This window comes from Pseudarthrobacter sp. NKDBFgelt (assembly GCF_046097905.1).
Taxonomy (GTDB): Bacteria; Actinomycetota; Actinomycetes; order Actinomycetales; family Micrococcaceae; genus Arthrobacter; species Arthrobacter polychromogenes.
This window is the reverse complement of sequence record NZ_JBJURL010000018.1, coordinates 21,208-33,486: the sequence shown is the minus strand read 5'-3', so window position 1 is coordinate 33,486 and position 12,279 is coordinate 21,208. Positions and strand designations below refer to the sequence as shown.

The following is a 12,279-nucleotide window of genomic DNA, read 5'->3' as shown; positions in this document are numbered from 1 at the left end:
TACTGAGGGCCCTGCGAGCCCGGATATGACGGACCCGGCTGGCCCCATGGCTGCTGCCACGCCGGCGGCCCCCAGGGACGCTGCTGATCCGCCGGCGGCGGCCAGCCTGGCGGCTGCTGCTCCGGGTGGTGCCCTCCCGGGGGCTGGTGCTGCGCTGGAGTTTGCCCCCAGGCAGGCAGGCCCGGCCCTCCGGGCTCCTCCGCGTCGTAATCCTTTGGTGACACGATGTTCCTTCCCCCCGTCCAGTCCGCCGTCGGCCTGGCGCCGGCTTCGCAATTCCGGCGTGGCGCTCGAAACGTCCGGCGTGGCACCAGCCTATAGTTCCGGCGTCGGGCATCCTAGCGCCCCGCCATGCCGGAGGGCGCTGAACAGGACAAAGCCATCCTGATAAGGGAATATATAACTATGAAGGCACGCATTCTGGTGGTAGACGATGATGAAGCGCTGGCCGAAATGATTGGAATTGTCCTCCGCAATGACGGCTTCGAGCCGGTCTTTTGCGCGGACGGCGCCCAGGCGCTCGACATTTTCCGGTCATCGCGGCCGGACCTGGTTTTGCTGGACCTCATGCTTCCGGGCGTGGACGGCATCGAGGTCTGCCGGCAGATCCGGGGAGAGTCGGATGTGCCCATCGTCATGCTCACCGCCAAGTCGGACACGTCCGACGTCGTCCGCGGACTTGAGTCCGGCGCCGACGATTACGTGCCCAAGCCCTTCAAACCCGCTGAACTGGTGGCGCGCGTCCGCGCCCGGCTCCGCCCCGGCGACCAGAAGGCGCCGGAAACCCTCCGCATCGCGGACATCACCATCGACGTCGCCGGACACACGGTCAGCCGGGGCAGCGACCGGATTTCGCTGACGCCCCTGGAGTTCGACCTCCTGGTGGCCCTGGCACGGAAACCATGGCAGGTGTTCACCCGGGAACTGCTGCTCGAGCAGGTCTGGGGCTACCGTCATGCTGCTGACACGCGCCTGGTGAACGTCCATGTCCAGCGGCTCCGGTCCAAGATCGAGCAGGATCCGGAAGCTCCGGAAGTCGTGTTGACGGTGCGTGGTGTCGGCTACAAAGCAGGGGCCTGAACCCGCGGCACAGGACGGTGCGCCCGGTTCGGGCGCGCCCGCTCCCGCGGGCAAGTCCGCCGCCGGACATCCCGGCGGGGCCGGCCTGCCCCCTGGCCCCGAACACACCGACGCCGTCAGTGCCCGTCTCCGGGACCTGATGTTCCGCGCCCATCTCTGGCAGCGGCGCGCCCTGATCGTCAGCCTGCGCGTTGCACGGCTGGTGAGGACCGGATTCCGGCGGTTCCTGCCGGCGCTGCGCTTCATCGGCCGGTCCCTTCACCGGCGGTGGCGCCGGTCGCTGCAGTTCCGCACCGTCCTCACCACGCTCCTCCTGGCCGTCACCTCGTTCGCGGTTGTGGGCGCCTACCTGTCCAACCAGATCGCCAACAACCTTTTCCAGGAGCGGCTGGCGCAGGCCGAGTCCGAAACCAGCTACCACGTCAAGCAGGTGCAGGACACGTTCGACGGCGCGCAGGTCACCGACCAGGCCAGTGTCATCACCCTGGTGTACGACACCCTCAACGCGGTGGAAGGCCGGGGTTCGGTCATCCAGCGCAGGTACGTCTTTGAGGCCATGCCGGAACAGACGAAGCCCAGGAACCGCTGGGTCGAATCCCGGGCCTCGGACCAGCTGACGGTCAGCGTCATCCCGCCCGAACTGCGCAAGGCCGTGCAGGAGTCGGGGAAGGACCAGTATTGGGCCTCCACCGTCATTCCGGTGGGCACCGAAGACCGCCCCGGCATTGCAGTGGGCAACAAGGTGACGTTTAACGGCACCGTCTACGAGCTGTACCTGATCTACGACCTGAACACCGCGCAGCAGACCCTGGACGAGATCCAGAGCGTCCTCTGGGCCGGCGGCGCCGTGCTGGTCCTGCTGATCGGTGCCGTCGCCTGGTACGTCACCCGCAACGTGGTCAGCCCGGTCAGCCATGCGGCCATGGTGTCGGAGAAACTCGCTGCCGGCCAGCTGCAGGAACGGATGGTTGTCCGGGGAGAAGACGAAGTTGCGCGCCTGGGTGCATCCTTCAACCACATGGCAGCCAGCCTCCAGGAGCAGATCACCCAGCTGGCAACCCTTTCGCAGATGCAGCAGCGTTTCGTCTCCGACGTCTCCCATGAACTGCGCACACCGCTGACCACAGTCCGGATGGCGGCGGAAGTCCTGTACGACGCGCGCCACGACTTCGACCCCATCAACAAGCGCTCCGCCGAGCTGCTCTACAACCAGGTTGAGCGCTTCCAGTCACTGCTGTCGGACCTGCTTGAAATCTCCCGCTTCGATGCCGGTGTGGCAGTGCTCGACGCCGAAGCGGAAGACATCCTGCAGGTGGTCGCACATGCCATTGAGGGTGCTGCGCCGGTAGCTGCTGAATATGGTTCGGAGATTGTCCTCAGGGCGCCGGAAGGTGCCGTCATCGTGGAGATGGACGCACGGCGCATCGACAGGATCATGCGGAACCTGATCCTCAACGCCGTGGAGCACGGCGAAGGAAAGCCCGTCACCGTCACGGTCGCAGCCAGCCAGACCGCCGTCGGGATTGCCGTCCGGGACCACGGAATCGGAATGGCGCCGGCAGAGGCAGCGCGCGTCTTCGACCGTTTCTGGCGGGCCGACCCCGCCCGCGCCCGCACTACCGGTGGAAGCGGCCTTGGCCTGTCCATCGCCATGGAGGACACTAAGCTGCACAACGGCTGGCTCCAGGCGTGGGGCAAGAAAGGCAGCGGGGCCAACTTCCGGCTGACGCTGCCCCTGCGCCAGGGGGAAGAAATCGACAAATCGCCGGTCCAGCTCGAGCCGGAGGACATCGTGATGCCCGGAGAGTCGGGGAACAGCAACATGCTGGTCCTGGGAACAGGCGCCGCGGCCGGAACGGTACCTGCACAGGAGGAGAGAACATGACGGGCCATGCCGGCCGACAGGCGAAACTGTCCGCTTCCCTGCTGGTCCTCCTGCTCGTCCTGCTGGCCGGCTGCGCCAGGATTCCCACGTCAGGGCCGGTGGGCAAGAGCAGCGAGGGCAGCGCAGGGAACCTCAGCGCGCCGGTGTTCCTGCCGGCCGCACCACAGCCGGGCGCCTCACCCGAGACCATCATCGATTACTTCTACCGGGCCGGCAGCGGCTACGAAGACGACTACGCGGTGGCGCGACAGTACCTGACGCAGGCATCCTCCGTGTCCTGGAAACCGGACCAGCGTGCCCTCGTCTACCGGGAAGCGCGGGTGGTGGCAACCGGCACGGAGAACGTCTACAACTACGAGCTGGACGTCGCCTACACGGTGGATGCTGACGGCATTGCCACACAGTCGCCGGAGGGGACGATTGAAAACATCCCGGTGACCGTCACCCAGGTGGACGGTGAGTGGAGGATCTCCGCCATCCCGGACGGCACCGCCATCGCGGAGGAAACCTTCAAGGTCATCTACGGCGCGTTCCCCATCTACTTCTACGATCCCTCCTTTACGTTCGCCGTCCCGGATGTCCGCTGGTTCATCAAGAACAAGACGGTCAAAGCGATGACCAGTGCCCTGCTGGCCGGGCCGGCACCCTACCTGCGCGGCGCCGTCGCAAGCGCCTTTCCCTCCGGCATCAAGCTGGCCCGCGAGTCGGTCCCGGTGGTTTCCGGTGCCGCGCAGGTGGACCTGACGGCCAAGGAACTCATGGAGACGTCGCCGGAGGACCGGCTGCGGATGCAGATGCAGCTGACGTTGACGTTCCGCAGCCAGCCCGACGTCGTCAACGTCGAGCTGCGCGCCAACCAGGACCTGGTGCGGGTGGAAGACAACGGGTCCGTGCTTCCGCCGGTGCAGGACAAGAACGTGCCGTCCCGCCAGATTGCCATCAGCGGCAACGACCTGGTGCGCTACGAAAACAACAGGGTTTCACCGCTGCCCGATATGCAGCCCGTGTCCTCCCTCAACCCCAGGCTTCCCGCAGAATCTCCCGTGTCGCAGACGGCTGCCTTCCTCAATGAGAGCCGCACCACGCTGTACAGCATCAGTCCCGGGCAGCCGGCCAGGGCGCTCACCACCAGGAGCACCCTGAGCCGGCCATCCTTCGGGCTCAATGAATGGGTCTGGTCGGCCGGGCCGGGAGGTTCGGGGGACACCGAAGTGGTGGCTTACCGCCCGGCCGGGATCGCCGAGGGTGCCACCGTACCTTCGGTCACCCTGACGCCGGCCTGGCTGGCCGGCCGGACAGTCAAAGAGTTCCGGATTTCGAGGGAAGGAGTCCGAGCGCTGGTGATTTCGGAGCAGAACGGTAAGACCCGGGTCCAGGTGACCGGCATTATCCGCGGCGGCGACGGGACACCCCGGGAGCTGACGCCGCCCATCACCCTGGCAACCGGCAGTGACCCCGATCAGGGCGCGTGGGTCACCGATACGACCATCGCGGTCATGAAGGGCTCAGCGGCGTCGAACGTCACGCCGGAGCTGCTGTCACTCGCCTCCGGGCAGCCGCAGCAGCTGGCGCCCTGGCCTGGCCTCGTCGCCTTGAGCGCCGGGAACGGGCCCGAGGACATTTATGCCCAGTCGGCAGAGGGCATCTTCCAACGCCTCGGCAACGGGTGGTCTCCACAGATCAAAGGCCCCACCGACCCCTCGTTTCCAGGCTAAGAAACCCTCTCCCGGAGGCTTGGTCCTGCAGTCAGGGCTTTGTCCACATGTGGCAGCCGGGTGTTGTGATGGCACCGCCGCAGGGCGGATAGTCGGAGAGTGGCCACCAGAACAGGATCGCGTGACAGGGCAGCAGCACCTGTCCGTCTGGACCCCGATCTCACCCCGCCTCCCGGGTTCAGCGCCAGGCACCGCGGAGAACACGGCAGCACAGTCTTTGGCATCCTGGAGCAGCTCGCGGGGGCGGCGGCGGACCTGATGTCCCTGGCAGTTCCCGTGGACTGCGTGTGCTGCGGAGCCGAAGACCGGGCGCTCTGCATCCGGTGCGACCGCCACATCCGGCGGCTCACCGCGGCGCCGTTCCGCGCGGAAAGCGGAGCCCCCGCGCTGATGGACGTGACGGGGACGGTGCTGCTTCCGGTGGTCGCAGCCGGCGTGTACCGCGAAGAGCTGGCCCAGGCGCTGCTCTCCTTCAAAAGGCATGGGCAGCACCAGCTCAAGGGAAGCCTGGGACGAGCTCTGGGCGGAGCGGTCCGTGCGGCCACGGAAGGTTCAGGAGAGTTCCTCCTGGTCCCTGTCCCCACCAGCACCAGGGCGTATCTGAACCGTGGCTTCAGCCCCGTCCATTTGCTCCTGCGCGGCGCGGCAGGACGGCTGCCCGGGCTGGATGTTGCAGACGTCCTCACGAAAGCACGCGGGGCAGGGCTGCAGCTGCCCGGCGGGCAAAAAGGCCTCGGCCGGGGTGCCCGGGCACAGCGCGTACGCGGGTCCATGCGGGTCCGCCGGCGGGTCCGGAGCATCGTCGCCGGACACCCCTGCATCATCGTCGACGACGTGCTGACCACCGGAGCCACGCTGGCTGAAGCAGCCCGGGCACTCCATGCGGCGGGGGCACAGGTGGCGGGTGCCGTCGTGCTCGCGGCGACACGCCCGCCGGATGCCGATGGCGGCACCGCTGCACCCGCGCAGGCCCGCGGATCCTGCCATGACTTAGAAAAAAATAAACCGGGAAAGGATGAATAACGGGTGCCTATGAACTAACGTCGGTGGTGGGTACCAAGAACAGAATGTACCTTTCGATGGCGGCTCGGAGAGGGGCTCGACTGTCAGGCAGATCGGCCCAGGGAAGCGCCGCCGTCGTGTCACCGAAGTCATTTGGAGGGCACCATGGAGTTTATGATCAGCGGACGAAATCTGACAGTTTCAGACCGGTTCCGCGAATACGCCGGGGAAAAGATCTCGAAAATCGAATCGCTTGGGGACAAGGTCCAGCGGGTCGATGCGAAAGTCTCCAAGGAGACCAATGCCCGGCAGACCGGCGATCAGCTGACCGTTGAGGTGACAGTCCTGGGCAGGGGGCCCGTGATCCGCGCTGAGGCCAGCGCCGCTGACAAGTTTGCAGCATTCGACCTCGCCTACAACAAACTGCTGGAACGGCTCCGGCGCGCCAAGGACCGCAAGAAGGTCCACCATGGACGGCACACACCCAAGGCTGTCCGCGAAGCTACCGCCTCCCTCGAACCCGCCAGCCCGAACGAGCCCCTCTACGTCGAGGCAAGCCACCGGAACGAGGCCGTGGCCGCCCCCGAAGACAAGTCTCCCTACGATGTCGACAACGACATCCCGGCCGGAAATTCCCCGGTCCTGATCCGTCGCAAGGTCTTCCCCGCCGCTTCGCTCTCCCTCGACGACGCCGTGGACAACATGGAACTTGTGGGCCATGATTTCTACCTTTTCGTGGATAAGGCCACCAACACGCCGTCCGTCGTGTACCGCCGCCGCGGTTGGACCTACGGGGTGATCACCCTGGACCACGAGTGCGAACCCGGAGACACCGTGGTGGAGGAAAAAGTCCTGGCGTACCGCTCGGACGACACCCCGGCCAACGCCTAGGCTGGTGAAAACCATCAACAGAGAGGACTGATGTGCCGGCGACGCTGAGCCTGGACCAGGCACGGCGGATCGCTTTGGCAGCGCAGGGACTCGACAAAGGACGGCCCGCCGGCCCCGTGACATCACGGACGGTGGGCCGCACCTTTGCCCGGATCCAGCTCGTCCAGATCGATTCCGTCAATGTCGTTTCCCGGAGCCACTTCCTTCCGTTCTTTTCCCGGCTCGGCAACTACGACCGCACGATCCTCCAGCGGATGTCCGCCGTCAATCCGCGGCGCATGGTGGAGTACTGGGCGCACGAGGCAAGCTACATCCGGCCGGAACACTATGCGGATCTCCTGTTGTGGCAGAAACGGACCTGGGTGGGTGCGTCCCGCATGGACCCCGGGCTTCGTGCTGACATCACCGGGCGTATCCTCGACACCCTCGCACGGTCCCGCCCCCTGACCGCTGCTGAGTTGACCGCCCGGATAGGCCACGTCGAGGAAACGCAGACGGCGAACTGGGGGTGGAACTGGAATGCGGTGAAGAGGGTCCTGGAACACCTGTTTGAGGACGGCACGGTCTGCGCTGCATCTCGGACGGAACAGTTCGAGCGCAGGTACACGCTGGCTGCCAAGGTGCTGCCGCAGCTTTCCTTCGGTGAAACAGGCGCCGACGCTCCGGCCGAGGCGATGCACCGCCTGATCGATGCCGCCGCGCAGGCCCACGGCATCGGAACCGTACGGTGCTTCGCAGACTACTTCCGCACGCCCGTCAAAGCGGCAGCGGACGCCGTAGCGCATCTTGTGCAGCAGGGAAGGCTGGAACCGGTGACTGTGCCGGGCTGGGACCGTGCCGTCTTCCGCCATGCCGACGCAACTTTGCCCCGGCGGGCCACGGGCCGCGCGCTGCTGAGTCCCTTCGATTCACTGGTCTTCGAACGCCGGCGGCTTGAGGAACTGTTCGGCTTTCACTACCGGATCGAAATCTATACTCCTGAGCACAAAAGGCGGTATGGCTACTACGTCCTTCCCTTCCTCCTCCGGGACAGGATCGTGGCGCGGGTGGACCTCAAGGCTGACCGAAAGGCAGGGAAACTGCTGGTGAGGTCTTCCTTTGCCGAACCTGGCGCGCCGCCGGACACCGCCGTCGAACTAGCTGCAGAGATCCGCCTCATGGCCGACTGGCTGGGCCTGCCCGACGTTGAAGTTTTCCCCGTTGGCGACCTGGCCGGCGGCCTCGCCCGTGCCGTACGCACCGAATCGGACTATCCGCTCTGAGGGAACAAGCGGGCACCTCGGCGGTGTCTCTCCCGTAGACTAAAAACGCCAGAATTCGGCGGCAAAGACTGGGAGCATCTTCACGTGGCATCACTTATCGAAAAACTTCTCCGCACCGGTGATAAAAAAACCCTCCGGCAACTGCGGAACTATGCCGACTCCATCAATGCCCTGGAAGATTCCTTCAAGACGTTTACGGACGCCGAACTCCGGGAGGAAACCGACCGGTTGAGGGAACGGCACCAGGACGGTGAGAAGCTGGACGACCTGCTTCCGGAAGCGTTTGCCGCCGTCAGGGAAGCTTCCTCCAGGACCCTGGGGATGCGCCACTTCGATGTCCAGATGATGGGCGGCGCCGCCCTGCACCTGGGCAACATCGCGGAAATGAAGACCGGTGAAGGCAAGACCCTGGTGGCGACCGCTCCCGCCTACCTGAACGCGCTCACCGGCAAGGGCGTCCACGTGATCACCGTGAACGACTACCTCGCTGAGTACCAGTCGGACCTGATGGGACGTGTCTACCGTTTCCTGGGCCTGAGCAGCGGGTGCATCCTCTCGAACCAGGATCCTGCGGTCCGTCGCCAGCAGTACGCCGCTGACATTACATACGGCACCAACAACGAATTCGGATTCGACTACCTCCGCGACAATATGGCCTGGGACAAGAACGAGCTTGTCCAGCGCGGACACCACTTCGCCATTGTTGACGAAGTGGACTCCATCCTCATTGACGAAGCCCGCACACCGCTCATCATCTCCGGGCCGGCGCAGGGGGACACCAACCGCTGGTACAGCGAATTCGCCAAGGTGGTCCTCCGGCTCCAGCCTGACAAGGACTACGAGGTCGATGAAAAGAAGCGCACCGTCGGCGTCCTGGAGAGCGGCATCGAGAAGGTGGAGGACTACCTCGGTATCCAGAACCTGTACGAGTCGGCCAACACACCCCTCATCGGGTTCCTCAACAACGCCATCAAGGCCAAGGAACTTTTCAAGCGGGACAAGGACTACGTCATCCTGGACGGGGAAGTCCTGATCGTCGATGAACATACCGGCCGCATTCTTGCCGGCCGCCGCTACAACGAGGGTATGCACCAGGCGATCGAGGCCAAGGAAGGCGTCGAGATCAAGGCCGAGAACCAGACCCTGGCCACTGTGACGCTGCAGAACTACTTCCGTATGTACCAGAAGCTTTCAGGCATGACCGGTACTGCCGAAACCGAGGCAGCGGAATTCATGAGCACCTACAAGCTGGGCGTGGTGGCCATTCCCACCAACCGCGACATGCAGCGCATCGACCAGCCGGACCTGGTCTTCAAGAACGAAACGGTAAAGTTCGACGCCGTTGTGCGGGACATCGCAGAACGCCACGAAAAGGGCCAGCCGGTCCTGGTGGGCACCACCAGCGTCGAGAAGAGTGAATACCTGTCCCGCCTCCTTGCCAAGGAAGGCATCCGGCACGAGGTGCTCAACGCGAAAAACCACGCACGCGAAGCTGCCATCGTCGCCCAGGCCGGACGCAAGGGCGCCGTCACGGTGGCAACCAACATGGCCGGCCGCGGTACGGACATTATGCTCGGCGGCAACGCTGAATTCACCGCCGTGGCCGAGCTGGCCAAGCGCGGGCTGGATCCTGAGGAGAACTCCGAGGAGTACGAGTCCGCCTGGCCGGCAGCACTCGAAGCCGCAACGCAGTCAGTCAAGGACGAGCACGAGGAGGTGCTGAACCTCGGCGGACTCTACGTCCTTGGAACCGAGCGCCACGAATCACGTCGCATCGACAACCAGCTTCGCGGACGTTCCGGCCGCCAGGGTGACCCTGGCGAGTCGCGCTTCTACCTGTCGCTGACCGATGACCTCATGAGGCTCTTCAACTCGGGCGCCGCGGAACGGCTCATGAACAGTTCCGTGCCCGACGACGTCGCCCTGGAATCAAAGCTCGTGTCCCGGGCGATCGCGTCAGCGCAGGGCCAGGTTGAGGGCCGCAACGCCGAACAGCGCAAGAACGTCCTGAAGTACGACGACGTCCTCAACCGCCAGCGTGAGGCAATCTACAGTGACCGGCGGCGGATCCTCGAGGGAGACGACCTCCACGAGAAAGTTCAGTTCTTCGTCGAAGACACCGTCACTGCGCTCATCGACGCAGCAACGGCAGAAGGCAACGGCGATGACTGGGACTTCAACCAGCTCTGGACCAATCTCAAGACCCTCTATCCCGTGAGCGTCACGCCGGAAGAGATCATCGAGGAGGCCGGAGGCAAGTCCAGGCTTACGGTGGAGTTCCTGAAGGAGGAACTGCTCTCCGATGCGCGACTGGTGTACCAGGCGCGGGAGGAAGCCCTGGGCTCGGAAAGCATGCGTGAACTTGAGCGCCGAGTGGTCCTCTCCGTCATTGGCCGGAAGTGGCAGGAGCACTTGTATGAGATGGACTACCTCAAGGAAGGAATCGGGCTGCGCGCCATGGCCCAGCGTGATCCGCTGGTTGAATACCAGCGTGAGGGCTTCATTCTCTTCCAGGGCATGATGGAAGCCATCCGGGAAGAGAGCGTCGGATTCCTGTTCAACCTTGAGGTTGAGGTCACGCCCGCCCAGGACGTGGTGGTCGCGGACGACGCCGGCGAACACACCGAGCATGTGCAGCCGCAGGTTCACGCTGCCGGGCTCGAAGCGCCCGAGAAGCCGGCCCAGCTGCAGTACACCGCACCCAGCGAAAGCGGTGGAACGCAGACCCGCGTGGAGACGCGCTCCTCGGGCAGGTCAGGGAATCCGGCCAAGGCGGCAGCCCAGGACGCGGCCAAACGTCCCGCGAAGAAGAAGCGCCGCTGACGGTGGTTTGAGCTGCCCGTCGCGGCTTGGTAAAAGATGGTGAGGGCAGGGCCGGGAACAGTGTTCCCGGCCCTGCCGCGTTCTGTTGCCTTTCAGCCGATGACAAGTTCAGTCACCCGCCACACCTGTTTGCTCCGCTCCAGCCGGACGGCTACTGCACGTGCGCGCACGTCGTCCACCACCACCGCGCTGGCTTCGTAGACACCATCGCGGACTTCGCAGACGCGGACGGAGCGGACCGCGGAGTTGCGGTGGAGCCGGGCGAGCGCCGGATTGCCGGTCCGGGTGATTTCCCGCCTGATCAACGCGGCTCGGTGCTGCAGTGCGGCAAGGCAGCGGGGGTCTAGTCGTCGTGCGAGCTGATGGATCGGCCTGATGCCGGCAAGGACTTCCATTGCCGCCTGGACTGTGCCGCGGGTGACTGCGCGGACTTCCGCCATGGGGTCCACCGGGCGCAGAGGCGCCGGACCTCCGTCGCGGAAAGGCACCACGGGCGCAGTTGCCGACTGCGCGTTAGGTGGCTGGTCCGGCTCTGCTGCTCCGGGAGCAGTCCTGCCCCGAACCGCGTGTAGTGGTATTGCTGCAGTCATTGGTCTTCCCCTTACTTTGTTGGCGACTGGTCCGGGCTGGGCTATTTTCGTCCAGCCAGCGGTGGCTGAAGAATCTGCCCTGGGAGCAGCACATCGGGATCCTGTCCGATGACTTTCCGGTTGGCCTCGTACCAGCGAGGCCAGTGAAGTGCGATGTCCAGGTCGGACACGCCGGGTCCCAAATATCGGGCCGCTATGTCCCACAGGGTGTCTCCGGCGTGGACGGTGACACCCTCGTCCTGCGGCCCGTGTCCCCCTTCAGCGGCACGGTGGGCCGGAGCCGCGAGCATTCCCGGGTCCGTGACAGGTGTGGCAGGCTGCCAGCCGGGGTGGAGGGTTGACGGGGGAGTTGCTTCCATCGCTCCAGCCAGTTCCGGTACAGAGGCGTGTTCCGGTGCGGTGGTCAGCTCCGGTTCAGTGGCGTGTTCCGGTACGGTGGCAAGTTCCGGTGCGGTGGTCAGCGGCTCACCGCTGGCCCGCGGGCTATGGCCCCGAGTAGGGGCTGCGCCGGGTGTGCCCGATTCCCCTTTTCCTTCGGTGGCAGGGACGGCAGGAGCCGAGGAGGATTGCCTTTGCGTCGGAGCCCATTCAGGCCCCGGGCCGGTGACTGCGGCATGGGCTGCCGGTCCCGCCAGAAGGTGGACGGACAGTGCGCCCAGAACCAGTCTCTGCATGAACGCAGGTGAAAGTCTTCGGGTGGCTGCTGCTGCGCGGGGACGGCCCTTCCGCTCCAGAATGGCCGTGACGGCAGCACATGCCAGTGACAGGATCCACCACGCCACAATGCCTGCGCCGGCAGCAGCTGCGCCCACCCCGAGGAGTTCCTCGACACCCGTTTCCTGCTTCCGGGCGGAAGCGTCCCCCAGCTGCCCAAGGAGGCCTGACCCGATGAAGCAAAGAAGAAGGCCCAGGAGCAGCACGCCCAGCGCTGTCAGGAGATCAACGGACTGCCCGGGAGCCCCTGCCTTGGCGCTGATGACGTCATTTGATGTAGTTTGACGCAGTTTGATTCGCATAGACTTATTTTGGAG

General features: G+C 65.1%; 9 protein-coding genes. 7 read left to right on the top strand and 2 right to left on the bottom strand.

Annotation, left to right across the window (positions count from 1 at the left end; translation table 11 throughout):
• The first annotated feature begins 405 nt into the window (after positions 1-405).
• The 7 genes from mtrA (at position 406) to secA (ending at position 10,658) form a co-directional block, all read left to right on the top strand.
• The gene (mtrA, locus tag ACKAE7_RS07100) at positions 406-1,080 is read left to right on the top strand and encodes an MtrAB system response regulator MtrA (RefSeq protein ID WP_104184998.1); all 675 of its coding nucleotides are present in this window, start codon (positions 406-408) and stop codon (positions 1,078-1,080) included.
• Between the two features lie 139 nt (positions 1,081-1,219).
• Positions 1,220-2,965 carry an MtrAB system histidine kinase MtrB gene (gene mtrB, locus ACKAE7_RS07095; RefSeq protein ID WP_408978829.1) on the top strand — a complete coding sequence of 582 codons (1,746 nt, stop codon included), beginning with the start codon at positions 1,220-1,222 and terminating at the stop codon, positions 2,963-2,965.
• The gene (locus tag ACKAE7_RS07090) at positions 2,962-4,680 is read left to right on the top strand and encodes an LpqB family beta-propeller domain-containing protein (protein ID WP_188811757.1); all 1,719 of its coding nucleotides are present in this window, start codon (positions 2,962-2,964) and stop codon (positions 4,678-4,680) included. Before mtrB ends, ACKAE7_RS07090 begins: the two co-directional genes overlap by 4 nt.
• 99 nt (positions 4,681-4,779) lie before the next feature.
• Positions 4,780-5,703, top strand: a complete 924-nt coding sequence (locus tag ACKAE7_RS07085) for a ComF family protein (protein ID WP_188811758.1) — start codon at positions 4,780-4,782, stop codon at positions 5,701-5,703.
• A 144-nt stretch (positions 5,704-5,847) separates the two neighbouring features.
• Positions 5,848-6,573: a ribosome hibernation-promoting factor, HPF/YfiA family gene (hpf, locus tag ACKAE7_RS07080; protein WP_104184996.1), complete on the top strand. Its 726-nt coding sequence runs from the start codon at positions 5,848-5,850 to the stop codon at positions 6,571-6,573.
• Between the two features lie 32 nt (positions 6,574-6,605).
• Complete coding sequence (locus ACKAE7_RS07075; RefSeq protein ID WP_188811759.1) at positions 6,606-7,835, top strand: winged helix-turn-helix domain-containing protein; 1,230 nt, start codon at positions 6,606-6,608, stop codon at positions 7,833-7,835.
• Between the two features lie 84 nt (positions 7,836-7,919).
• Positions 7,920-10,658: a preprotein translocase subunit SecA gene (secA, locus tag ACKAE7_RS07070; RefSeq protein ID WP_188811760.1), complete on the top strand. Its 2,739-nt coding sequence runs from the start codon at positions 7,920-7,922 to the stop codon at positions 10,656-10,658.
• 92 nt (positions 10,659-10,750) lie between these two features.
• Here secA and ACKAE7_RS07065 read toward each other — a convergent pair whose 3' ends face one another.
• Together ACKAE7_RS07065 and ACKAE7_RS07060 are read right to left on the bottom strand one after the other, a co-directional pair.
• The gene (locus ACKAE7_RS07065; RefSeq protein WP_229666458.1) at positions 10,751-11,248 is read right to left on the bottom strand and encodes an Rv3235 family protein; all 498 of its coding nucleotides are present in this window, start codon (positions 11,246-11,248) and stop codon (positions 10,751-10,753) included.
• Positions 11,249-11,289: 41 nt separating this feature from the next.
• On the bottom strand, positions 11,290-12,264 hold the full coding sequence (locus ACKAE7_RS07060; RefSeq protein ID WP_408978815.1) for a LysM peptidoglycan-binding domain-containing protein: 975 nt from the start codon (positions 12,262-12,264) through the stop codon (positions 11,290-11,292).
• Positions 12,265-12,279: the final 15 nt, after the last annotated feature.

Bases quoted from the DNA above. Each gene is read 5' to 3' on its own strand.
- mtrA (WP_104184998.1), top strand. From the start codon at position 406: ATGAAGGCACGCATTCTGGTGGTAGACGATGATGAAGCGCTGGCCGAA.
- mtrB (WP_408978829.1), top strand. From the start codon at position 1,220: ATGTTCCGCGCCCATCTCTGGCAGCGGCGCGCCCTGATCGTCAGCCTG.
- ACKAE7_RS07090 (WP_188811757.1), top strand. From the start codon at position 2,962: ATGACGGGCCATGCCGGCCGACAGGCGAAACTGTCCGCTTCCCTGCTG.
- hpf (WP_104184996.1), top strand. From the start codon at position 5,848: ATGGAGTTTATGATCAGCGGACGAAATCTGACAGTTTCAGACCGGTTC.
- ACKAE7_RS07065 (WP_229666458.1), bottom strand. From the start codon at position 11,248: ATGACTGCAGCAATACCACTACACGCGGTTCGGGGCAGGACTGCTCCC.
- ACKAE7_RS07060 (WP_408978815.1), bottom strand. From the start codon at position 12,264: ATGCGAATCAAACTGCGTCAAACTACATCAAATGACGTCATCAGCGCC.